Raw genomic sequence first — 22,579 nt, forward strand, 5'->3', positions numbered from 1 at the left:
CCTGCTCTTACTGGGCCGCGACCCAGGCCTTGGTGTCGGCCAGCATGCGGTCGAGGCGCGCGCGGTCGTAGACCTGGCCGCGGCTGACCACCGTGCGGATCTTGCGGGTGGCGGCGATGTCCTGCAGCGGGTTCGCATCCAGCACCAGCAGGTCGGCCACCTTGCCGGCCTCCAGGCTGCCGTAGCGGTCCAGATGCCCGAGGAAGCGCGGGCCGTTGATGACGGCCGTCTGCAAGGCCTGCACCGGCGTCAGGCCGTACTGCACGTACAAGCCGATTTCGTCATGCAGCGCCTGGCCCGGATAATCGTAGGAGTTCAAAAAGCCCGCATCCGTGCCGGCGATGATGCTCACGCCCTCCTGCGCCAGCAACGGCAGCAGTGACGCCGACTTCTCGAAGACCGCCTTGCGCTGCGCGATCGCTTCCGCGTTGTCCTGCGCGGCGCGCTGCACGCGCCAGTCGTAGGTGGCGCGCAGGCCTTTGCCGATGTACTGCAAGGCCGGATCGTGCGAGTGATCGTCGCGGTCCAGATAAGCCACCACACGCGACACCGACAGCGTCGGCACCACGGCCGTGCCCTTGGCCGCCATGTAGCGGAACGATGCGCGCGCGGCCGCCTCGTCGTAGGTTTGCAGGCTTTGCTTCATGGCTTCCTTGCCGGTCAGCGTGCCGGCGGCCACTTGCGCGGTCAGCTCGGCCTCCTTCGGCGTCGAGGAGCGCAGCAGGTAGGATTGATGCTCCACCGTGCCCAGGCCTGCGTCGAACATCTGCGCCAGCGTCAGTTGCACCGGAATGTGGCCGGAGGTGCGCATGCCGCGCTCCCTGGCCTGGCGCAGCGCTTCCAGATAGATCTCCGGCTTCAGCGTGTTCTCGGTAATTTTGACGAAATCGACTTTCTGCGCCTGCAAGCCGTCCAGTGCCTTGCTCACCTCTTCCGGCGTGCCGACTTCGATGGTGCCCTTCCACAGCGGCTTGTAGCCTTCCAGCTTGGCGCCGGAGGTGAAGATGGTCGGCCCTTCCAGCTGGCCGGCCTGGATCTGGCCGCGCCAAGCCAGCACCGTGTCCGGCAGGTCGCCCGAGCAGTCGCGCACGGCGGTGATGCCGTTGGCCAGGTACAGCGCCAGCAGATGCTTGTTCTCTTCGATCAGGGCCGGGCCGCCGCCGAAGTGCACATGGGTGTCCCACAGCCCCGGCATCAGGTACTTGCCCGGCAGGCGGATGGTCTTTTTGGCGGCATAGCCGGACAGCTGGCGGTCATCGACCACGGCGACGATGGTGTCGCCCCTCAGCACGACGGACTTGCCCTTGACGGCCTTGCCGCCCGCCACATCGATCAGCGTGGCCCTGGTCAGCACCAGGTCGACGGCGATTTTATCGGCTGCGTGGGCCGCGCCCAGCAATCCCAGCGCCAGCATGGCGCCGGCGAGCGGTTTGAGAATTGTCATAAGAGTATTGGTTAGTGGATGATGCGGGCCAGGAAGTCCCGCGCCCGTTCCGAACGGGGGGCGCCGAAGAACTCGTCCTTGCTGCAATCCTCCAGGATGCGGCCCTGGTCCATGAACACCACGCGGTTGGCCACTTTGCGGGCAAAGCCCATTTCATGCGTCACCACCATCATGGTCATGCCTTCCTGCGCCAGGCCGACCATCACGTCCAGCACTTCATTGATCATTTCCGGGTCCAGCGCCGAGGTGGGTTCGTCGAACAGCATGGCGATCGGGTCCATCGACAGCGCCCGGGCGATGGCCACGCGCTGCTGCTGGCCGCCGGACAGCTGGCCGGGGAACTTGTCCTGCTGCGCCAGCAGGCCGACCCGGTCCAGGTAGCGCAGGCCGCGCTCGGTAGCTTCGTCGACGCTGCGGCCCAGCACCTTGACCTGGGCCAGGTTCAGGTTGTCGCGGATGGATAAATGGGGGAACAGCTCGAAATTCTGGAAAACCATGCCGATCCGGGCCCGCAGCGCCGGTAAATCGGTGTTTTTGGCGCCGACGGAGATGCCGTCGACCCTGATTTGCCCCTCTTGGAACGGCTCCAGGCCGTTGACCGTCTTAATCAGCGTCGATTTGCCGGAGCCGGAGGGGCCGCAAATCACCATCACATCGCCCTTTTCCACCCGGGTACTGCACTCGCCCAGCACCTGAAATTGGCCATACCACTTACTGACGTTGTTGATTTCGATCATATGTACGCTGAATAAAAAAACCGGCCCGAACCCGCGTGGGTGCGGCCCTACATGCGCTTGACAGCGCCTCTGCCCACAAGGATACTGCGGAACTTGCCAATAGTTTCATCAGCCGGACCATAAAATACCGGTTGCAGCCAATGCAGAACCACAGCAGCGGCGGACACCCCGCCCTCTGCGCAGGCCCAGAGAGACACTACCACAGGAAACGCACACCATGCAGAAACAAAGCCGATTGACTACCTACATCCTCGTCGGACTGGCGCTAGGCATCTTTGCCGGCTACCTGGCCAACACCAACCTGGCCAAACCGGTCGAATTCGCCGATTACATGTCGCTGATCACCACGCTGTTCCTGCGTCTGATCAAGATGATTATCGCTCCGCTGGTGTTCTCCACGCTGGTGTGCGGCATCGCCAAGATGGGCGACGCCTCCGAAGTGGGCCGCATCGGCATCAAGACGCTGGGCTGGTTCTTCATCGCTTCGGTGATGTCGCTGAGCCTGGGCCTGGTGCTGGTCAACCTGTTCCGTCCTGGCGACGCGCTGCTGGGCCACATGGCCGCCACCACCGCCAAGTCCGACCTGGTCGTGACGGGCCTGACGCTGAAGGAATTCGTCACGCACCTGGTGCCGTCCTCCATCGTTGAAGGCATGAGCAAGAACGAGATCCTTCAAATCGTGATCTTCTCGCTGTTCTTTGGTTCGGCCGCTGCGGCGGTTGGCGAAAAAGCCAACGTCATGGTCGCCGCGCTGGACGGCGTGGCCCACGTGATGCTGAAAGTAACCGGCTACGTGATGCAGTTCGCACCGATCGCCGTGTTCGCGGCCGTGTCGGGCGTGATCGCCAAGAACGGCCTGGGCGTGCTGTCGACCTACGGCGTGTTCATGGCCGAGTTCTACTTCGGCATCATCCTGCTGTGGGCGCTGTTGATCTTCGTCGGCTTCGTCTTCCTGAAGGGCCGCATCTTCGCCCTGATCAAGGAACTGCGCAGCCCTGCGCTGCTGGCTTTCTCGACCGCGTCGAGCGAAGCGGCGTATCCGAAGACTCTGGAAGGCCTGGAGCGTTTCGGCGTCCGTAACCGTCTGGCCGCGTTCGTGCTGCCGATCGGCTACTCGTTCAACCTGGACGGCTCGATGATGTACTGCACCTTCGCCACCGTGTTCATCGCGCAGGCTTACGGCATCGAGATGTCGCTGGGCCAGCAGATGACCATGATGATGGTGCTGATGCTGACCTCAAAAGGCATGGCCGGCGTGCCGCGCGCCTCGCTGGTGGTGATCGCCGCGACGCTGGGTCAGTTCAACATTCCGGAAGCGGGCATGCTGCTGTTGCTGGGCATCGACCACTTCCTCGACATGGCGCGCTCTGCGACCAACGTCATCGGCAACGGCGTGGCTACTGCAGTCGTCGCCAAGTGGGAAGGCGAACTGGCCGCTCCCGGTGAAGTCGAGTTGGTCAAAGCCGCGTAACCAAACATCGCGCACCAACGAAAAGGCCACCGCGAGGTGGCCTTTTTTTCGTCACAACCAAGTGCGCTTGCCCTCAGGCTTGGCGCCCATCTCGCGCAATCTGCGCCGCAATCGCCCATTGTCGATGAGGACGGACACCAGCGTCACCAAAATGATGACGTTGAAAGCCTCGTTGCCGAAAAGTCTGAAGAACAAAGCTGCGCCACCCGCGCAAAGCAAGCCGGTAATCAATAGCAGCAAACCATCTTTCATTGGCTTCTCCTCGTTTGCCCTCTGCGGAAATACCATCGGAGCGTAGCCTGGGTGGCCATGATGCGCCTTGCGCCGCCTCAGAGCAAGCAGGCGGAACAAGGCGCGTTGGGCTTAGTTCTGACCGGCGTAGACCTTCACCAGGTCGTACAGGAAGGTCCGGCCTTCCATCAGCGATTGCACGCCGATGTATTCGTTCAGGCCGTGGATGTTGCCCAGGTCCGGCGTCAGGAAGATGCCGCTGATGCCGTAGGTCGGAATGCCGGCTGCGTTCAGGAACTGGCCGTCGGTGGCGCCCGATTGCAGGATAGGCAGCACCGGCACGCCCGGCCACATCTTCGCGGTCAGCTTCTCAACCGGCTCCATGATGGCGCGCGTCAGTTCAGGCGGGGCCGAGTTCTCGCCTCGAATCTCCAGCGTCTCCACCTTCACCGCCGGATCGTTGATCGCCTTCACCAGCGCTTCACGCACCGTCTCCTGCGTCACACCCGGGAAGATGCGGCAGTTGATGTTGGCGCGTGCGCGCTGCGGCAGCGCGTTGGTGGCGTGGCCCGCATCGAGCATGGTCGCCACGCAGGTCGTGTGCAGCATCGCGCCCCAGCTGGTGTCGCGGCCTGAGACCAGCGCCACCGCCTTGGCGTCCTTCGGATTCTTCACCACCGCCAGCATCGCCGCCGCCACGTCCTTGTGGCCTTCGGCAGCCTGGATCTTCGACATGCCGGTCAAGTAACCACGGCTGCCGTCAGCCAGCTGGATCGGGAAGGTATAGCCTTCAATCTTCTTCAGCGCGCCGGCCAGGTGATAGATCGCGTTGTCCTTCTGCGGACGCGAACTGTGGCCGCCGCGATTGGTCACTTCCAGCCGGTAGTTCTGCGACACCTTCTCGCCCGCCTGCACCGTCATCGACACGCGCTTGCCCGCCGCATCAAGCTCGCCGCCCGCGCCTTCGTTGATGGCGAAACCGGCGTCGATCAATTCACGACGGTTCTTGGTCAGCCACTCCGCGCCGTTGAAGGCGCCGCCGGTCTCCTCGCCGCAGGTCAGCGCCATCTTCAGCGTGTGGCGCGGCACATAGCCTTCCTGCTTGAAGCGCACCAGCGTGTCCGCCCAGATGGCCGCCTGCGCCTTGTCGTCCAGCGCGCCGCGCGCGTAGAACTTGCCGTCTTCCTCGATCAGCGTGAACGGATCGCGCACCCAATCCTCGCGCTTGGCCTCGACCACGTCGATATGCGCCAGCAGCAGGATGGCCTTGGCCTTCGGATCACTGCCCGGCATGACGGCCACCAACCCGCCCTCCTTCGGATGCGCCGGATCGGCAAACAGGTGCAGCTGCGAGTCGGCGAAGCCCGCCGTCTTCAATCGAGCCGCAACCCGCTCGGCCGCCAGCGTGCAACTGCCCGACGACAGCGTGGTGTTGGTTTCGACCAGCTCCTTGTAAAGGGCGCGGAACTGCTGTTCCGTGGGGTCGGCATACGCGCTCTGCACGCAAGCCATCAAGACAGTTACTGCACCCAGCACAAAGCGAGACTTCATAGTCGGTTCCTTATTTAGACTGCATCCACGACGTCATCGGGCGACGACGCCAATTCTTCATCGGCCTTGGCCTGCTGCCGCTGCCACATCTGCGCGTACAAACCGTCGGCCGCCAGCAGCGACTGGTGCGTGCCGCGTTCGACGATGCGGCCGTGGTCCAGCACCAGGATCTGCTGCGCATCGGCCACCGTGGACAGGCGGTGCGCGATCACCATCGTCGTGCGGCTCTTGGCGATTTCCTTCAACTGCGCCTGGATCGCCTGCTCGGCCTTGGAGTCTAGCGCGGACGTGGCTTCGTCGAAGATCAGGATGGCGGGATTCTTCAGCAGCGTGCGGGCGATCGCCACTCGCTGTTTCTCGCCGCCGGAGAGTTTGAGTCCGCGCTCGCCGACCATGGTCGCGTAACCGTCCGGCAGGCTGTCGATGAAGTCGTGGATGGACGCCGCGCGCGCCGCCGCCACGATCTGCTCCTTGGTCGCGCCGGGCTTGCCGTAGGCGATGTTGTATTCGATGGTGTCGTTGAACAGCACCGTATCCTGCGGCACGATGCCGATCGCATGGCGCAGCGTGTCCTGCGTGACGGCACGCAGATCCTGGCCGTCGATGGTGATGCTGCCGGCGTTGACCTCGTAGAAGCGGAACAGCAGGCGCGATAAGGTCGACTTGCCCGAACCGCTGTGGCCGACCACCGCCGTCGTCGTCCCCGGCGCGATGGTGAAGTCGACGTCGAACAGGATCTGGCGCTTGGATTCGTAGCTGAAGTCCACATGGTTGAAGCGCACCTCGGCACCGCGTGTCGCCAGCGGCTGAGCGTCCGGCGCATCGGCCACTTCGCGGTTCTGATCCAGCAGCGCGAACAGCTTCTCCATGTCCGCCAGGCTTTGCTTGATCTCGCGGTAGATCACGCCGAGGAAGTTCAACGGGATGTACAGCTGGATCATGAATGCATTCACCAGCACCAGATCACCCAGCGTCATCTTGCCGTCGATGACGCCCTGCGTCGCGCGCCACAGGATCAGCGTGACGGCGGTGGCGATAATCAGCGACTGCCCGGTGTTCAGCAGCGACAGCGATGTCTGCGATTTGACGGCTGCCGATTCGTAGCGCTGCAAGCCTTCGTCATAGCGCTTGGCTTCGTAGTCCTCGTTGCCGAAGTACTTCACGGTTTCGTAGTTGATCAGCGAGTCGATGGCCTTGGTGTTGGCCTTGGAATCGAGGTCGTTCATGGTGCGGCGGAAGTGCGTGCGCCAGTCGGTGATGAAGATGGTGAAGGAGATGTACATCACCAGCGCGACAAAGGTAATCACCGAGAACCAGATGTCGTAGTGCGTGACGAGGTAGCCCAGCACCAGCGTGATCTCCACCAGCGTCGGCAGGATGTTGAACAGCGTGTAGGAGATCAGCGAGCCGACGGCGCGCGTGCCGCGTTCGATATCGCGCGTCATGCCGCCGGTCTGGCGGTTCAGGTGGAAGCGCAGCGACAGCGCATGCAGATGGCGGAACACCTGCAACGCGATGGTACGCACGGCGCGCTGCGTGACGCGCGCGAACAGGAACTCGCGCAGCTCGGTGAACAGCGTGGTCGACACGCGCAGCACGCCGTAGGCCACCAGCGCGCCCAGTGGCAGCACCAGCAGCGCCTGCGGATGCGAGGGCGATACGCTCAAGCTGTCGATCAGGCTTTTCATCACCACCGGCACGCCGACGTTGGCCAGCTTGGCGCCGACCAGGCAGCCCAGCGCCAGCAGCACGCGCCATTTGTAGACCCACAGATAAGGGAAGAGTGTTTTCAGCGTCGCCGTGTCGCTGCGCGGGGGCGCGGCATTGCTGGCGTTGGCTGGCGGGGTGTTCGGGGAGTACGTAGTACGTCGCATGGCGGATGTCGGCTTTTTATGGTTCAATCCCGGTAATTGTAGCCCTTCAAGAGAATTCACGATGACCACGCCCCAAAACCCCACTCCCATCAAAGTCGAAACCGTCAACCGTGGCCTGCCCGCAGGGAAAATGCCGGAATTGCGCATGATGCCGGCGCCCTCGGACGCCAATGTTTACGGGGACGTATTCGGCGGCTGGATCATGGCGCAGGTCGACATCGCCGGCTCGCTGCCAGCCACGCGCCGCGCCAATGGCCGCGTCGCGACCATTTCAGTGAACTCCTTCGTGTTCAAGAATCCCGTGTTCGTCGGCGACCTGCTGTCGTTTTATGCTGATATTGTCAAGGTTGGCAATACGTCCATCACCGTCAACGTCGAGGTGTACGCCGAACGCAATCGCCTGCAAGCCTGCACCGTCAAAGTCACCGAAGCCACGCTGACCTACGTCGCCACCGATTCGGACCGCAAGCCGCGCAAGGTGCCGCCTATCGAAACGCTGATCCGTTCCTGATCCGCCGCGGCATGCAGCAGCCCCGCCGCGCCTTTCTCCATACAGCCGGCCGCCTTGCCGCGCTGGCCGCGTCGTGCGGCGCCGGCGGCATCCAGGCCGCGCCTTCCAGCGCCAGCAAAGCCTATCCGTTCAGCCTCGGCGTCGCCTCCGGCTCGCCGCTGCCGGACGCCGTCGTCATCTGGACCCGCATCCTGCACGATCCCCTGAACGCCGCAGCCACGCCGCCGCTGGCGTTCAGCGTGCGCTGGGAAGTGGCCGAGGATGAACGCTTCAGCCGCATCGTCGCCAAAGGCGCTGCCAGCGCCACGCCGGAGCTGGCGCACAGCGTGCACGTCGATGTCACCGGCCTGGCGCCGGCGCGCTGGTACTGGTACCGCTTCATGCTGGGCGACGCCGTCAGCCCGGCCGGCCGCACACGCACCGCGCCCGCCGCCGGCGCCATGCCGGACCAGCTGAAACTGGCCGTGGCCTCCTGCCAGCACTGGGAGTTCGGCAGCTACGCCGCGCACCGCCACATCGCGGCCGCTGCGCCCGATCTGGTGGCCTTCCTGGGCGATTACATCTACGAGTGGGGGCCGTACCAGCTCAGGCATCCGCAAACCGCGCTAAGGACCGCTGAGAGCTTCACGCTGGCCGACTACCGCGCCCGCTACGCCCAGTACAAGACCGACCGCGATCTGCAAGCCGCCCACCTGGCCGCGCCGTGGATCGTGACCTGGGACGACCACGAAGTCGCCAACGACTACGGCGGCGACCGCGACGAGCGGCTGGACCCGCGCTTCGCCGAGCGCCGCGCCGCCGCGTACCAGGCCTTCTACGAACACATGCCGCTGCGCCTGCCGCCGACAGACTTCGCGCGGCTGCGCATGTACCAGCGCTACGACTGGGGCCGGCTGGCGCGCTTCCACGTGCTGGACGACCGCCAGTACCGCTCGCGCCACGCCTGCACGCCGGCCGGACGCGGCGGCTCCAGCTCGGTGCTCAAGCGCGAGTGTGCCGAACTCGGCGATGCAAACCGCGCCATGCTCGGCGCGGAACAGCAGCGCTGGCTGGAACAGGGGCTGGCCTCATCGCCAGCGCGCTGGAACATCCTGGCCCAGCAAACGCTGATGGCGCAGAACAGCCAGGTGCCTGTCATCAAGGAATCCGACGGCCGCTTCTGGACCGACGGCTGGGACGGCTATCCGGCAGCGCGCCAGCGCCTGTTCGACGCGCTGCATACCAGCAAGGCCGCCAATCCGCTGATACTGGGCGGCGACGTGCACAGCTTCTTCGCGGCCGAGCTGAACCGGATCCCCACGCGGGCGCGTTCAGCCGCCAACCCGGTCATCGCGATGGAATTCGTCGGCACCTCGGTGACATCGCCGTCGCGTCCGCAGGCGCGCACCGAGCAGTATGTCGCCATGAACCACAGCATCAAGTATGGCCGTAGCGACAAGCGCGGCTTCATGCTGCTCAACATCACGCCGGCCGACACCACCGTGTTGTTCCTGGCGTTGGACGATGTGCACGATGCGGCCAGCCCTATCGGCACTGCCGCCAGCTTCCTGGTGCGCGGCGGCCAGCCCGGCCTGGTCCGCGCTTGAATTGGTGCCGACACCGCCTATACTGCCTAGACCATCAACGTATGGAGGCGCTACATGTTGAAAGTCACTGAGAGTGAAATAGCTCAGGAGCTCGATAGCTATTTGCACCGTGCTCTGACACAGACGATAGTTGTGGAACAGGCCGACCGCGATCCCGTGGTTGTGCTGTCACTGGCCGAGTTTGAAAGGCTGCAGGATGTCGACGACCAGCACTGGGCCGCATGTGCCCGCAAGGCCAATGTCGAAGGCTACATCGATCACGATCATGAGGTACGCCAGCGACTGGCCGCCGCCATGAAGGACAAGCGGCTCGCTTGCATCAAGAAAGGGCCGCGTTTCGACCACCACTAGATAAAAAAAATCGCCTGCATCATCCCCGAAGTCATTCCCGCGCAAGCGGGAATCCATACTCGGCATGGGTCCCCGCTTGCGCGAGGATGACGGGGTGGCAGGCGATTTTTTTACGCTGCGACTTTTTCGTCGCGCAGCTGACGGCGCAGAATCTTGCCGACGTTCGTCTTCGGCAGCTCATCACGGAACTCGATGTACTTCGGCTTTTTGTAAGCGGTCAGTTCATGCTTGCAGAAGTCCAGCAGCTGCTCGGCGGTCAGGTTAGGATCCTTGCGCACCACGAACAGCTTGACGGCCTCGCCCGAGTTTTTGTCCGGCACGCCGATGCACGCCACTTCCAGCACGCCAGGATGGGACGCCACCACGCCTTCCACTTCGTTCGGATAGACGTTGAAGCCGGACACGATAATCATGTCCTTCTTGCGGTCGACGATGCGGGTGAAGCCCTGCTCGTTCATGATGCCGACGTCGCCGGTCTTGAAGAAGCCGTCGGCCGTCATCGACTTGGCGGTTTCTTCCGGACGGTTCCAGTAGCCGGCCATCACCTGCGGGCCGCGGATCGCGATCTCGCCGGTCTGGCCCAGCGGCAGCGCATTGCCGTCGTCGTCCAGGATGCAGACGTCGGTCGATGGGATCGGCAGGCCGATGGTGCCGGTGAATTCCTTGATGTCTACGCGGTTGGCAGTGGCCACCGGCGACGTTTCCGACATGCCGTAGCCTTCGATGATCGGCGTGCCGGTCAGCTTGAGCCAGCGGTCGGCCACGGCCTGTTGCACGGCCATGCCGCCGCCGTTGCAGACCGAGTACGACGAGAAGTCCAGCTTGGCGAATTCGGCGTTGTTGAGCAGCGCGTTGTACAGCGTGTTCACCGCAGGGAACACGGCCACGCGGTACTTGGCCAGTTCCTTGACGAAGCCAGGGATGTCGCGCGGATTCGGCACCAGCAGGTTCATGCCGCCCATACGCATGCCCATGAAGGCGCTGATGGTCAGCGAATAGATGTGGTACAGCGGCAGCGCGCACACAAACACCAGCTGCTCGGCCTGCGGCTTGAATTGCAGCCAGGCTTCGTTCTGCAGCACGTTGGCGATGATGTTACGGTGCAGCAGCACGGCGCCCTTGGACACGCCTGTGGTGCCGCCGGTGTATTGCAGGAAGGCGATATCGTCATGGCCCTGCTTGACCGGATTGAGCACCAGGCGCGAACCCTCGGCCAGCACCTGCTTGAACGACACGGCGGTCGGCAGCGAGAACGACGGCACCATCTTCTTGACCTTGCGGACCACGAAGTTGACCAGCGTGCCCTTCAGCGTGCCCAGCATGTCGCCCATGGTGGCGACGATCACGTGCTTGACCTGGGTGTGCGCCAGCACCTGCTCCACCGTCGTGGCGAAGTTTTCCAGCACGATGATCGCTTCCGAACCGGAGTCCACCAGCTGGTGCTGCAACTCGCGCGGCGTGTACAGCGGATTGACGTTGACCACCGTGTAGCCGGCGCGCAGGATGGCGGCCATCGCCACCGGATATTGCAGCACGTTCGGCAGCATGATGGCGACGCGCGCGCCCGGCTTCAGGCCCTTGCTTTGCAGCCAGGCGCCCATTTGCAGCGACAGCTTGTCGAGCTCGCCGTAGGTCAGGAACTTGTCCATGCACACGTAGGCGTTGCGATCGGCATACTTGCGGAACGATTCTTCCAGCAAGTGCGTCACCGAGCGGTACTGCGTGCTGTCGATCTCAGCGGGCACGCCTTCGGGGTAGGACTTCAGCCAAATCTTTTCCATGTCTTATGCAGCTTTCTTGTTCTGGCCGGGAGGTTCATCGCGCAGCATGCGCCGCAGGATTTTCCCGACGTTGGTTTTGGGCAGCTCCTCGCGGAACTCGATATATTTTGGCTTTTTATAGCCGGTAAATTGTTCTTTGCAATAGGCCATCAACTGCTCGACCGTCAGGTTCGGATCCTTGCGCACCACGAACACCTTGACCGCTTCGCCCGAGTGCTCGTCCGGCACGCCGATGCACGCGCACTCCAGCACGCCAGGGTGGGCGGCGATCACGCCTTCCAGTTCGTTCGGATAGACGTTGAAGCCGGACACCAGGATCATGTCCTTCTTGCGGTCGACGATCTTCACGAAGCCGTTCTCGTCCATCACGCCGACGTCGCCGGATTTGAAATAGCCGTCGGCCGTCATGACCTTGGCGGTTTCGTCCGGACGGTTCCAGTAGCCGGCCATCACCTGCGGGCCGCGAATCGCGATCTCGCCCGGCTGGCCCAGCGCCACTTCATTGCCGTCGTCATCGAGGATAGCGATGTCGGTCGACGGCACCGGCAAACCGATGGTGCCGGTGAAGGCCTGGCTGTCGGCGCGGTTGCAGGTAGCCACCGGCGACGTTTCGGACAGGCCGTAGCCTTCGATGATGGAGACGCCCGTCACCTTCAGCCATTTATCGTTGACGGCCTGCTGCACCGCCATGCCGCCGCCGTTGCAGATCTTCAGGCCCGAGAAATCCAGGTTGCCGAACGACGGATGATTCAACAGCGCGTTGTACAGCGTGTTCACCGCCGGCAGCATGTTGAACTTGTACTTGCTCAGCTCCTTGATGAAGCCGCCGATGTCGCGCGGATTCGGGATCAGGATGTTCAGCGCACCCACCCGCGTGCCCCACATCGCGCAGCAGGTCAGCGCGAAGATGTGGTACAGCGGCAGCGCGCAGACGATGGTGATCTGCTCGGTCACATTGCCCAGCGCCGGCTTGGACCAGGCCTCGTTCTGCAACAGGTTGGCCACCAGGTTGCGGTGCGTCAGCGTGGCGCCCTTGGAGACGCCGGTGGTGCCGCCCGTGTATTGCAGGAAGGCCGCGTCGGAAGGCTCCAGCGATACCGGCGTCAGCTTCATGCGGCCGCCCTGCGACAGCGCATCCTTGAAGCGCACCGCGTTCGGCAGCGAGAACGGCGGCACCATCTTCTTGACGTTGCGCACCACGAAGTTGACCAGCGCGCCTTTGAGGCCGCCGAGCATCTCGCCCATGCTGGCCACCACGATGTGCTTGACCTGCGTGCGGCCCAGCACCTGTTCCAGCGTGGTCGCGAAATTTTCCAAAATCAGGATGGCTTCGCTGCCCGAATCGTTGAGCTGGTGCTCCAGTTCGCGCGGCGTGTACAGCGGGTTGATGTTGACCACCGTGTAGCCGGCGCGCAGGATCGCGGCAATGGCGATCGGATACTGCAGCACATTCGGCATCATGACGGCGACCCGCGCGCCCTTCTTCATCCCGCGGCTTTGCAGCCAGGCGCCCAGGCGCTTGGAATACGCGTCGACTTCGGCATAGGTGAGGAATTTGTCCATGCAGACGTAGGCGTTGCGGTCTGCGAACTTGTGGAAGGATTCTTCCAGCAGCTGCACCAGGGAGCTGTACTGCCCCGTGTCTACTTCCGTCAGCATGCCGGGCGGGTACGACTTCAACCAGATTTTTTCCATCCTGTGCCTCGTGTCTCGAATTATCGTTGTAAGGTCCGGCGCACAGTGCCGGTTCAGGGTCGGTGATTCGTCTATGCGAACTTCCGGAGCCTACTTATGACGATGCTATCGGGCAGCAAGCTCAGACGCAAGCGCATTTAACCATATTTGAAGGCGGCTTCTAACGGCTTTTTATGCTGCGTCGCAGCATCAATGCGTGCCTTCCGGCGGCGTGTCCGCCTGCTTGGCGGTCTCCGCGTTGAGCATTACGGGGCGGCCCAGTTGCTGCAGCTGCTGCTGACGTTGAACTAGATCAAGAGAAGCTAAATTTTGCACTGCACCATAAAATCGCACGAACGTTCGTTCCTGCTTTAGCAAGGTACGGAAGGCGGGCAAATAATCGTGGTAAGTTCCCACAGCGCTGAGGTGGGCGTTGGTCAGCGGCTCGGCAAACCAGCGGTCGTAGCCGGCGTAGCCGCCCCAGCTGTCCTTGAGCTTCTGGTACTCGGTTTTCAGGTGGGCGAAGATGCGCGCCTTCTCGGCACGCTTGTGGCGGGTGCTGGTCTTGCCGGCGTAGGTGTCGGCCAGCATCTTGCGGTGGCTCACCAGCAGTTCGAGGAAATCCTGGCGGCGCGCGTTGTAGCGGGTGTAGGCCTCGCGCATCGGATCGGTGCCGTACAGTTCCAGCCAGCGCGCCACGCCGGCCTCCTCCACCGCCGTCGCGAAACCTTCGTTGAATTGCGAATCGCCCGGCACGTACACCACCTGGTGCGCCAGTTCGTGGAACACCATGCGCGCCAGCTCGGCATCGGAATAGTTGATGAAGGTCGACAGCAGCGGATCGCTGAACCAGCCCAGCGTGGAATAGGCCGGCACGCCGCCCACCTGCACATCGTTGCGCTCCTTGCGCAGCTCGTCGGCGTAGGCCATCGCATCTTCCTTGCTGTAGTAGCCGCGATAGCTGACGCAGCCGGCGATCGGGAAGCACCACTGGATGGGACGCAGCGACAGCTCCGGCGTCGCCACCACATTCCACAGCACGAAGGGGCGCGTCAGCGCGGCATAGTTTTTGTAGCTGGCGTTGTCGGGCAGGCCCAGTTCCTTGACGGCGAAGCGGCGTATTAACAACGCTTTTTCCAGACGGGCCTTCAGTTGGGGATCGGTGGACGGATCGCCCAGCCAGTCTTCAATCGGACGGGCGTCCGACCACAGCGCATACTGGCCCTGGGCGGCCTGCATGTAGTACTTGAGTTGCGCGCAACCAGCCAGCAGAAGTGCTGCGCAGCCCGCCGCCAACCAGTATCTGGCACGGACGATTCGGCGGGCTAGGTTGCGCATACATTACCTTCAAGCAGCGACTCTTTCGACTTGTACCAGTGTATCGTAAAAAGTTGGCGCGCGGCCCATATCAGTCAACTGTTGGCTGGTAACCTCATTGGCGTTCTTGCCATCCCTGCCTAGCTTTTTCCACCATACTGACAAGCCTACAACGAGGCCCGCCCGCGCCTTGTCCGTGACCCGCGCCTTGGCGACGAAACTGCCGCGGTCATTGAAGATGCGGACCATGTCGCCGTCGACGATGCCGCGCGCCGCGCTGTCGTCGGGATGGATGTCCAGGTGCGGCTCGCCCTCGGCCGAACGCAGGCTTTTCACGTTGACGAAGCTGGAGTTGAGGAAGTTACGCGCAGGCGGAGAAATCATCGCCAGCGGAAACCGTTTAGCCAATTCCGGATTGCTGGCCACCGACTCGTACGGCGGCAGATACGTGGGCAGCGGATCGAGGCCGTCGGCCTCCATCGCGGCGGAGTAAAACTCGCACTTGCCGGACGGCGTGGGGAAGCCGCCCTGCGCGAACGGCGCATCCGGCACATTGAGTTTTTGCCAGCCCTTCTGCTTCAGCGATTCCCAGTCGAAGTTGACGGCGCGGACGTCCTGCGCATCGAAGGCCATGGCCGCCAGCTGGTCGTCGCTGTCCTGGAAGCACGGATCGTCAAAGCCCATGCGCGCGGCCAGCAGGCGGAAGATCTCGGTGTTGGCCTTGGCCTCGCCCATGGGTGCGATGGCGGCGTTGTTGGCCATCATGTACAGGTGGCCGTAGGACGTGTGCGTGTCGATGTGCTCCAGCTGCGTGGTGGCCGGCAGCACGATGTCGGCATAGTCCACGGTGTCGGTCTGGAAGTGCTCCAGCACCACGGTGAACAAATCCTCGCGCGCGAAACCGGCCATCACCTTGGCCGAATCCGGCGCGATCGCCAGCGGGTTGGCGTTGTAGACGATCACCGCTTCCACCTCCGGTCCGAACTCCGGCGAGCTGGCGCGCAGCAGGTCGTCGCCGATGGTGGTCATGTTGATGGTGCGCGGCTGGTTCTTCAGCAGGTCCGGCCGTTGCAGCGCCGCCTTGTTGGTCGGGAACGAGCCGCCGGACGACAGCTGAATGCCGCCGGCCGGATGGCGCCACGCGCCCACCAGCGCCGGCAGGCAAGCCATGTTACGCACCGACATGCCGCCGCCGCGCACGCGCTGCACGCCGTAGTTGGTGCGGATCGCCACCGGTTCGCCGGCGCGCGCCATCGAGCCGTACAGGCGCGCCAGCTCGACCACTTCGGCCACGCTGATGCCGCAGGTTTCGGCGGTGCGCTCCGGCGTCCACTCGGCCGCGCGTTCCTTCAGCTGCTCGAAGCCCAGCGTGTATTGCGCGATGTAGTCGTGGTCCAGCAAGTCTTCGGCGATCAGCACATGCATCAGACCCAGCGCCAGCGCGGCGTCGGTGCCCGGCAGCAGGGCGATGTGCTGATGGCACTTTTCCGCCGTCAGCGAGCGATAGGGATCGATGGCGATCAGCTTGGCGCCGTTGCGCTTGGCTTCCTGCGCGCGGGTCCAGAAGTGCAGGTTGGAGGCGATGGGATTGCCGCCCCAGATCACGATCAGCTTGGCGTTCTGGAACTGCTCCATGTCGATGCCGATCGAGCCGCCTATCGTGTACTTGTAGCCGGTAAAGCCGGCCGTCGCGCAGATGGTGCGGTCCAGCAGCGACGCGCCGATCTGGTTGAAGAAGCGCGACGACATCGACTCGCCCTGCACCAGCCCCATGGTGCCGCAGTAGCTGTACGGCAGGATGGCTTCCGGCGCGCGCGCTGCGATCGGCTTGAGCCGGGCAGCGATGGTGTCCAGCGCCTCGTCCCAGCTGATGCGCTCGAACTTGCCTTCGCCTTTCTTGCCGACGCGGCGCAGCGGATACAGCAGGCGGTCCTCGTGATAAGTGCGCTCGGTGTAGCGCGCCACCTTGGTGCACAGCACGCCGGCGGTGGTCGGATGGTCGGGGTCGCCCTTGACGGCGGTCGCTACGCCATCCTCCACCGTCACCAGCAGCGCGCAGGTGTCGGGGCAGTCATGCGGGCAGGTCGCGCGGACTTGTGTGGTTGTCATGTCAAACGCCTAAAAAACGTGGATGCAAAGCAGTATGGTAATCGATACCGCGACGATTCCGCCGGCGCTGGATTTGTTTGCACGACAAGGGCTACAATGGCTGATCTCGATGCCCAAAAGGCAAGCGAACCCGATATTGGAGAAGCAGATGAAACTAGTAGATCCCATCATTGCATTTCAATCTGAAATACAGCAAATCCGGCGTGACCTGCACGCCCATCCCGAGCTGTGCTACGAAGAAAAACGCACCTCCGAAGTCGTCGCCGACAAGCTGGCCGAATGGGGCATCCCCGTGATCCGCGGCCTGGGCCTGACCGGCGTGGTCGGCATCATCAAGGGCGGCAACTCCAAGCGCGCCATCGGCCTGCGCGCCGACATGGACGCGCTGCCGATGCAGGAAGTGAACACCTTCGCCCACGCCTCGCGCCATCCCGGCAAGATGCACGCCTGCGGCCACGACGGCCACACCGCCATGCTGCTGGGCGCCGCCAAGCATCTGGCCGCGCACCGTAATTTCGATGGAACGGTTTACCTCATTTTCCAGCCGGCCGAAGAAGGCGGCGCCGGTGCGCGCCGCATGATCGAAGACGGCCTGTTCGAGCAATGCCCGATGGATGCGATCTACGGCATGCACAACTGGCCGGGTGCGGCGACCGGCACGATGAGCGTGGTCGAAGGGCCGATGATGGCGTCCAGTAACGAGTTCTACGTCACCGTCAAAGGCAAGGGCGCGCACGCGGCCCAGCCGCACAAGGGCATCGACCCGGTGATGGTGGCGGTGCAGATCGCCCAGAGCTGGCAGACCATCATCAGCCGTCAGAAGAGTCCGCTGGATACGGCCGTGCTGTCGATCACGCAGATCCACGCGGGCAGCGCCACCAACGTGATTCCCGACGAGGCCGAACTGGTCGGGACGGTGCGCACCTTCACGCAGCCGGTGCTGGACATGATCGAGCAGCGCATGGAAGAAATCGCCAGGCACACGGCGGCCGCGTTCGGCGCCGAAGTGGAGTTCAAGTTCCGCCGCAACTATCCGCCGCTGGTCAACCATGCGGCCGAAACCAGGTTCGCGGTGGAGGTGATGAAGTCGGTGGTGGGCGCGGACAATGTCGACGACAACGTCGAGCCGACCATGGGCGCGGAAGATTTCGCGTTCTTCCTGCAGGCCAAGCCGGGCTGCTACGTCTTCATCGGCAACGGCGAGGGCGAGCACCGCGACGGCGGCCACGGCCTCGGCCCGTGCGTGCTGCACAACGGCAGCTACGACTTCAACGACAACCTGCTGCCGATCGGCGCCAGCTTCTGGGTGCGCCTGGCTGAGCAGGCGCTGCCGGCTGCTTAAGCCAACCGGTCCGGGGCGGTGCCGACGCGCTGGCCCGGATTCAACGCCTCCAGTCCCAGCAAGGCCGCCGAATGGTCGGCCTGCGGGATGGTTTCCGCCAGCGTCTGGTAGCGCTCCGTGACCAGCTGCGTCACCGGCAAGGCGATGCCCGCCGCTTCCGCCGCCGCCAGGATATTGCGCTGATCCTTCAGCTGCGTCTTCACCTGTCCACCGGCGACGAAATTCCGCTCCAGCATGCGCTGGCCGTGCACGTCGAGGATTTTGCTTTCGGCGAAGCCGCCGCGTATGGCCGCGCGCATCGCCGTCGGATCGGCGCCGGCCGCCTGTGCCAGCAGCAAGGCTTCGGCCACGATGTTGATGGTGGCGCCGACGATCAGCTGATTGCACAGCTTGGCCACCTGGCCGCTGCCGGCCGGGCCCACCAGCGTCGGCCGGCCCATCGCCGCCAGCACCGGTTGCAGCTCGGCGAAATCTTCCGCGCTGCCGCCCGCCATGATGGCCAGCGTACCCGCCGCCGCGCCGCCGACGCCGCCCGATACCGGCGCATCGACAAAGCGCCTGCCCTGCGCCGTCAGCAGCGCATGGAATTCCTGTGCTTCCGATTGCCGGGTCGAGCTCATGTCCACCCACAGCGCGCGCGGCGCCAGCGCCGGCAAGGCGTCCTGCATCACGGCGCCGACGACGGGGCCGGCCTCCAGCATCGAGATGACGATGTCGGCATCGCGCACCGCATCGGCCAGTTCGGCGGCTGCGCGGGCGCCGGCATCGGCCAGCGCGGCGGCCTTGGCATAGGTGCGGTTCCATGCCGTCACGGCATGGCCGGCCGCCAGCAGGCGACGCACCATCGGATCTCCCATCAAGCCAATACCGAGAAAAGCAATTTGCGTAGACAATTCCAACTCCAAAGATAGACAAAATAGCAGCCCGGCCGGAATAATTTCAAGAACCCCGGTACAATCTGGGCAGCCGTATACAACTGAGATACAGCATTAACATTAGCAAGGATACTATGTTCGCGAAAAAAATGATTGCGGCTGTGGTCGCACTGATGGCCGTGCAAGGTGCATATGCCGACGACAAGCTGGTCGACTCCGTGTCGGTCGACTACGGCAATGCCGCCAAAGTACAAATGGTGCGTTTCAGCGCCGCCAAGGATTGGAGCGCGCGCTGGTTCCAGTCGAACGGCACGCATCTGAGCGGCTACTGGGAAGCCAGCGCCGGTTTCTGGAACCAGAGCCAGTACCAGAATATTTCGGGCAAGTCCGCGAGCCTGTGGGACGTGGGCTTCACCCCGGTGTTCCGCTTTGAGAACGACAACAAGAAGGGCCTGTACTACGAAGGCGGCATCGGCGTGCACCGCCTGTCCAAGCTGTACGACAACGACACCTATCGTTTGTCGACCCACTTCCAGTTCGGCGACCACATCGGCATCGGCTACGTGTTCGACAACAACTGGGAAATCGGCGGCAAGATCCAGCACTTCTCGAACGGCGGCTACAAGAAGCCTAACACCGGCGTCAATTTCCTCGAAATCAAAGCGGCCTACCACTTCTGATTAAAAAACAATTTGGGGTCAAGTCTGACATTCGGACACGAGCCCTACCGTAACGCTCGTTACGGTAGGGCTCGTGTCCGAATGTCAGACTTGACCCCTTTTTTTTCTTTTAAACGTTCGATTCCGCGACAATCTTCCAGTTCTTGCCTTCCTTGGCCCAGTACTGCTTCTTGCGCACGGCGTGGCGGAATTTGCCGACCACGATCTGCTGCGTGAAATTGCTGACAATGACTTCCTCCTGGCTAGGCTGACGGAAGTAGCTCGGCTCGGTGACGGTGACGCTGATCTTCTTGGCGCCGGGCAGGAAACGGTTCTTGTCCAGCCACGCGGTCACATCCTCGTCGGCCGCCGATTTGAAGCGTGGCGAATACAGCGCGCGCAAACCGGCCTCGTCGCGGTTCTCGACATCGCGGCGCCAGGTCTCCACCAGCGCACTGGCCACGCGCAGGTCGCGCTCCATCTGCTCCTTGCTGACGAACTCCACCTGGTCGCCGATCAGGATAGGCGTCTTGCCGATCTCCACCGTGCGGGTCAGCGTGTTCAGATCGTCATTGCTGACCACCACGCAGCCGTCGGTCGACAGCGGCGGACGGCTGAAGGTTTCCGGCGGCGTGCCGTGCACCCAGATGCCTGAACCGCTGCGGCCCTGCACCTTGTCCCAGTCGTTCGGATAATCGAGCGGCAACGCGCCCTTGCCATACATGTCGGGCAGCTTGACGCCGGGCAGATGGCCGATGATGTAGTACACGCCGACCGGCGTGCGCATATCGCCTTCCTTCAGCTTGTTGATGCCGAGCTTGCCCTGGCTGACGTAGAAGTCGGACAGCAGGCGGATCTGGTCGTTGCGGTTCTCGTACAGATACAGGCGCGAGTGCTTGGCGTCGACAATCAGCGCGTGCTTCTGGTCCTTGCGCATCTGCAGCAGCGCGCGCGGCAGCAAGGCCGGCGACGGTCTGCCAGGCTCGGCCTGCATGCGCACGGCGGCCTCGCGGCGCAGATCGGCCAGCTTGCCTTCCACCCCTTCCGGCGCGGCGGCGCCCAGCGCGCTGACGGCGCGGGTATGCATCAACAGGATATCGCCGCGGACCAGGTGGCCGAGGCGGAAATTGGGATAGGCCGCGACCAGCGCGTCGGCCTTTTGCTGGGCTTCGCGCAGGTTGTGCTGGGCCAGCTCCCTGTAGATATCAGAGAGCTGCTCTTCCGGATTGGCTTTACGGACGACTGGCGCCCGTACAGGCTTTTTTGCGGCGTAGCTGACCTCTTCCCCCAATCCGACGAGAAGGAGAGCGCACAGCAAACCACCTGCCCGCCAGTGTTTCGAAAATCTAAAGTGTGACATCAGCTACCCGAGGACTCCTGCTTGATCTGCCATTTTCCACCATTTTTGACCAGCACGAGCGTCTTCCGGCTTTTTGCGGTGAGACGGTCGGACTCATAGGTCTGGCGGAATGTGACTTTGGCCGTATTGCCGTTCACAAGCACTTCCGGCCCGCCCACTTCGACGCGGATGCGGCCCTTGCCTTCGATACGGGCACGGCGCTCATCGGCCCATGCCTTGCGCGACAGGCCTTTCGGCGGTTCGAACTCATGGCTGTAGTAGCCCAGGTAGGAGTCGACGTTCTGCGCGGTCCAGGCCTTGGCCCAGCCATGAACCTGGGCCAGCACGGCATCGCGTTCGGAGGTGTCCGGCTTGGCGGCTTTTTCAGGTTCAGGCTTGGCTGGTTTGGACGCTTCCACTTTGGCGGGCTTGGCCGGCTCGGCCTGGGCAACGACCACCGGTGCGGCTTTCGCAGGCGCTGGAGTTGGCGCCGGCGCAGGCTTGGATGGCTCAACCTTGGCGATGACCGGTGCCGGCGCAGGAGCCGGCGCGACAGGCTTGGCGGCCACTGGTGCAGGTGTTGGAACCGGTACCGGTGCAGCGGCAACTTTTGCTGCCGGCGTAGGTGCAGGCGTTGGCGCCGGCGCGGCTGCAACCTTGGCAGCAGGTGTAGGCGCTGGGGCCGGTGCCGCGGCAACTTTGGCGGCCGGTGTCGGCGTCGGCGCGGGCGGCGTGACCGACAGCGCCGGTATGCGTTGCAGCATGGTCGACTTGCCGGTATCCGGAGGAATTTGCGAGATCAGCGGCGGCGCGGCATTGGCAGCAGTGGCGGCGGCACGCGGTGGCGTCGCCTGCGGTGCCTGGCTTGGTGCGGCGGCCAGCACAGCGTTCTCCGGCGCAGCAAACTTGGCGCCGGTGGTGGTCGAGAAGTTGCGCAGCAAGGTCAGCTTGGATTTGGCCGGCGGCGCATTGTTCGCGCCCAGTGCCAGGGCCTTGTCGTAAGCCTGGCTGGCCATTTTGCCGTAGACATCGCCCAGGTTCTCGTAGGCCGTCATATAGCTGGGATTGGTGCGGATCGCCTTCTCCAGCGACACGCGCGCCTTGTCGTACTGGCCGCTGGCCGCGTACAGCACGGCCAGGTTGTTGTACGGCTCCGGCAGGTCTTTATAGTCCTCGGTCAGCTTGGTGAAAACGGCGATCGCCTCGTCCGATTTGTTTTGCTCGGTCAGCAGCACGCCTTTCATGAAGCGCATCTGCGGATCGGCTGGGTGTTTGCTCAGGTATTCATTGGTTTTGTTCAGCGCTTCGACAACCTTGCCGGCCTTGGCCAGTTTGCTGACGTCGGCCATCTCGTCGGCCCGCGCGGGCATGATCGTCAAGATGATTGCCACGATGCCGGCGGACGCCAGGGCACGGTACAGCAGGGTTGGGGCTGTCTTATTTTTCATTGAGGTCTGAAGCAAGCGCGAAAGAATACATGGTACACCTTTCGTTTCCCCAGATCAAAATCTAGCTTGTATCTTATATGCCTCTTTTCGCTACAAAAAAACACGCCAGAATGCAAAAAACCCCAACCAAGATCACTTGGTGGGGTTCTTCATATAACTAGCCTGACGATAACCTACTTTCACACTGGTTGCAGCACTATCATCGGCGCAGAGTTGTTTCACGGTCCTGTTCGGGATGGGAAGGGGTGGGACCAACTTGCTATGGTCATCAGGCATTGA

The 22,579-nt window shown here is 63.2% G+C and carries 18 protein-coding genes and 1 rRNA gene; 6 read left to right on the top strand and 13 right to left on the bottom strand.

Annotated features, from left to right (window positions below):
• Positions 1-7: 7 nt before the first annotated feature.
• Positions 8-1,444 carry an amidohydrolase family protein gene (locus GEV02_RS24715; RefSeq protein ID WP_152840592.1) on the bottom strand — a complete coding sequence of 479 codons (1,437 nt, stop codon included), beginning with the start codon at positions 1,442-1,444 and terminating at the stop codon, positions 8-10.
• 11 nt (positions 1,445-1,455) lie between these two features.
• Positions 1,456-2,181, bottom strand: coding sequence for an amino acid ABC transporter ATP-binding protein (locus GEV02_RS24720; RefSeq protein ID WP_152808397.1), 726 nt, complete (start codon positions 2,179-2,181; stop codon positions 1,456-1,458).
• A 217-nt stretch (positions 2,182-2,398) separates the two neighbouring features.
• On the opposite strand from GEV02_RS24720, the gene GEV02_RS24725 reads away from it, so the two are divergent.
• Complete coding sequence (locus GEV02_RS24725) at positions 2,399-3,652, top strand: dicarboxylate/amino acid:cation symporter (protein WP_152840593.1); 1,254 nt, start codon at positions 2,399-2,401, stop codon at positions 3,650-3,652.
• Between the two features lie 51 nt (positions 3,653-3,703).
• Here the strand turns inward: GEV02_RS24725 and GEV02_RS24730 are convergent, their stop codons facing one another.
• From GEV02_RS24730 to GEV02_RS24740, 3 genes are all read right to left on the bottom strand, one after another.
• Positions 3,704-3,904, bottom strand: a complete 201-nt coding sequence (locus GEV02_RS24730) for a hypothetical protein (protein WP_152840594.1) — start codon at positions 3,902-3,904, stop codon at positions 3,704-3,706.
• Between the two features lie 111 nt (positions 3,905-4,015).
• On the bottom strand, positions 4,016-5,434 hold the full coding sequence (locus GEV02_RS24735; RefSeq protein WP_152840595.1) for a M20/M25/M40 family metallo-hydrolase: 1,419 nt from the start codon (positions 5,432-5,434) through the stop codon (positions 4,016-4,018).
• A gap of 14 nt (positions 5,435-5,448) precedes the next feature.
• Complete coding sequence (locus tag GEV02_RS24740; protein WP_152840596.1) at positions 5,449-7,308, bottom strand: ABCB family ABC transporter ATP-binding protein/permease; 1,860 nt, start codon at positions 7,306-7,308, stop codon at positions 5,449-5,451.
• Between the two features lie 61 nt (positions 7,309-7,369).
• Here GEV02_RS24740 and GEV02_RS24745 point away from each other — a divergent pair, with 61 nt between their 5' ends.
• From GEV02_RS24745 to GEV02_RS24755, 3 genes are read left to right on the top strand one after another with little or no spacing between them, the layout of a single operon-like run.
• Positions 7,370-7,819: an acyl-CoA thioesterase gene (locus GEV02_RS24745; protein ID WP_008453008.1), complete on the top strand. Its 450-nt coding sequence runs from the start codon at positions 7,370-7,372 to the stop codon at positions 7,817-7,819.
• 11 nt (positions 7,820-7,830) lie between these two features.
• Entirely contained in the window at positions 7,831-9,405 is a 1,575-nt protein-coding gene (locus tag GEV02_RS24750; protein ID WP_152840597.1) for an alkaline phosphatase D family protein, read from the top strand.
• Positions 9,406-9,459: 54 nt separating this feature from the next.
• The gene (locus tag GEV02_RS24755) at positions 9,460-9,756 is read left to right on the top strand and encodes a hypothetical protein (RefSeq protein WP_008453010.1); all 297 of its coding nucleotides are present in this window, start codon (positions 9,460-9,462) and stop codon (positions 9,754-9,756) included.
• Between the two features lie 110 nt (positions 9,757-9,866).
• Here GEV02_RS24755 and GEV02_RS24760 read toward each other — a convergent pair whose 3' ends face one another.
• From GEV02_RS24760 to GEV02_RS24775, 4 genes are all read right to left on the bottom strand, one after another.
• Entirely contained in the window at positions 9,867-11,537 is a 1,671-nt protein-coding gene (locus GEV02_RS24760) for a long-chain fatty acid--CoA ligase (RefSeq protein WP_152840598.1), read from the bottom strand.
• A 3-nt stretch (positions 11,538-11,540) separates the two neighbouring features.
• A complete protein-coding gene (locus GEV02_RS24765) occupies positions 11,541-13,232 on the bottom strand; it encodes a long-chain-fatty-acid--CoA ligase (protein WP_152840599.1) in 1,692 nt (563 codons plus the stop codon).
• Between the two features lie 189 nt (positions 13,233-13,421).
• A complete protein-coding gene (locus tag GEV02_RS24770) occupies positions 13,422-14,549 on the bottom strand; it encodes an aminopeptidase (RefSeq protein ID WP_152840600.1) in 1,128 nt (375 codons plus the stop codon).
• Positions 14,550-14,558: 9 nt separating this feature from the next.
• Positions 14,559-16,637 (bottom strand): molybdopterin-containing oxidoreductase family protein, encoded by a 2,079-nt coding sequence (locus GEV02_RS24775; RefSeq protein WP_152840601.1) that lies wholly within the window; start codon positions 16,635-16,637, stop codon positions 14,559-14,561.
• A 148-nt stretch (positions 16,638-16,785) separates the two neighbouring features.
• On the opposite strand from GEV02_RS24775, the gene GEV02_RS24780 reads away from it, so the two are divergent.
• The gene (locus GEV02_RS24780; RefSeq protein ID WP_152840602.1) at positions 16,786-17,979 is read left to right on the top strand and encodes a M20 aminoacylase family protein; all 1,194 of its coding nucleotides are present in this window, start codon (positions 16,786-16,788) and stop codon (positions 17,977-17,979) included.
• On the opposite strand, the gene GEV02_RS24785 is transcribed toward GEV02_RS24780, so the two are convergent.
• A complete protein-coding gene (locus GEV02_RS24785; RefSeq protein WP_152840603.1) occupies positions 17,976-18,884 on the bottom strand; it encodes an NAD(P)-dependent oxidoreductase in 909 nt (302 codons plus the stop codon). The two genes, GEV02_RS24780 and GEV02_RS24785, sit on opposite strands and share 4 nt — an antisense overlap.
• A 104-nt stretch (positions 18,885-18,988) precedes the next feature.
• On the opposite strand from GEV02_RS24785, the gene GEV02_RS24790 reads away from it, so the two are divergent.
• A complete protein-coding gene (locus tag GEV02_RS24790; protein WP_152840604.1) occupies positions 18,989-19,534 on the top strand; it encodes an acyloxyacyl hydrolase in 546 nt (181 codons plus the stop codon).
• A gap of 109 nt (positions 19,535-19,643) precedes the next feature.
• Here the strand turns inward: GEV02_RS24790 and GEV02_RS24795 are convergent, their stop codons facing one another.
• From GEV02_RS24795 to rrf, 3 genes are all read right to left on the bottom strand, one after another.
• The gene (locus GEV02_RS24795) at positions 19,644-20,831 is read right to left on the bottom strand and encodes a L,D-transpeptidase family protein (protein ID WP_235922918.1); all 1,188 of its coding nucleotides are present in this window, start codon (positions 20,829-20,831) and stop codon (positions 19,644-19,646) included.
• 41 nt (positions 20,832-20,872) lie between these two features.
• On the bottom strand, positions 20,873-22,300 hold the full coding sequence (locus GEV02_RS24800; RefSeq protein ID WP_152840606.1) for a L,D-transpeptidase Cds6 family protein: 1,428 nt from the start codon (positions 22,298-22,300) through the stop codon (positions 20,873-20,875).
• Positions 22,301-22,460: 160 nt separating this feature from the next.
• A 5S ribosomal RNA gene (gene rrf, locus GEV02_RS24805) occupies positions 22,461-22,573 on the bottom strand.
• Between the last annotated feature and the right edge of the window lie 6 nt (positions 22,574-22,579).

The organism is Rugamonas aquatica, assembly GCF_009380215.1.
Classification (GTDB): Bacteria; Pseudomonadota; Gammaproteobacteria; order Burkholderiales; family Burkholderiaceae_D; genus Rugamonas; species Rugamonas aquatica_B.

Coding starts and splice junctions, on each gene's coding strand:
- GEV02_RS24715 (WP_152840592.1), bottom strand. CDS start 1,444: ATGACAATTCTCAAACCGCTCGCCGGCGCCATGCTGGCGCTGGGATTG.
- GEV02_RS24720 (WP_152808397.1), bottom strand. CDS start 2,181: ATGATCGAAATCAACAACGTCAGTAAGTGGTATGGCCAATTTCAGGTG.
- GEV02_RS24725 (WP_152840593.1), top strand. CDS start 2,399: ATGCAGAAACAAAGCCGATTGACTACCTACATCCTCGTCGGACTGGCG.
- GEV02_RS24730 (WP_152840594.1), bottom strand. CDS start 3,904: ATGAAAGATGGTTTGCTGCTATTGATTACCGGCTTGCTTTGCGCGGGT.
- GEV02_RS24735 (WP_152840595.1), bottom strand. CDS start 5,434: ATGAAGTCTCGCTTTGTGCTGGGTGCAGTAACTGTCTTGATGGCTTGC.
- GEV02_RS24740 (WP_152840596.1), bottom strand. CDS start 7,308: ATGCGACGTACTACGTACTCCCCGAACACCCCGCCAGCCAACGCCAGC.
- GEV02_RS24745 (WP_008453008.1), top strand. CDS start 7,370: ATGACCACGCCCCAAAACCCCACTCCCATCAAAGTCGAAACCGTCAAC.
- GEV02_RS24750 (WP_152840597.1), top strand. CDS start 7,831: ATGCAGCAGCCCCGCCGCGCCTTTCTCCATACAGCCGGCCGCCTTGCC.
- GEV02_RS24755 (WP_008453010.1), top strand. CDS start 9,460: ATGTTGAAAGTCACTGAGAGTGAAATAGCTCAGGAGCTCGATAGCTAT.
- GEV02_RS24760 (WP_152840598.1), bottom strand. CDS start 11,537: ATGGAAAAGATTTGGCTGAAGTCCTACCCCGAAGGCGTGCCCGCTGAG.
- GEV02_RS24765 (WP_152840599.1), bottom strand. CDS start 13,232: ATGGAAAAAATCTGGTTGAAGTCGTACCCGCCCGGCATGCTGACGGAA.
- GEV02_RS24770 (WP_152840600.1), bottom strand. CDS start 14,549: ATGCGCAACCTAGCCCGCCGAATCGTCCGTGCCAGATACTGGTTGGCG.
- GEV02_RS24775 (WP_152840601.1), bottom strand. CDS start 16,637: ATGACAACCACACAAGTCCGCGCGACCTGCCCGCATGACTGCCCCGAC.
- GEV02_RS24780 (WP_152840602.1), top strand. CDS start 16,786: ATGAAACTAGTAGATCCCATCATTGCATTTCAATCTGAAATACAGCAA.
- GEV02_RS24790 (WP_152840604.1), top strand. CDS start 18,989: ATGTTCGCGAAAAAAATGATTGCGGCTGTGGTCGCACTGATGGCCGTG.
- GEV02_RS24800 (WP_152840606.1), bottom strand. CDS start 22,300: ATGAAAAATAAGACAGCCCCAACCCTGCTGTACCGTGCCCTGGCGTCC.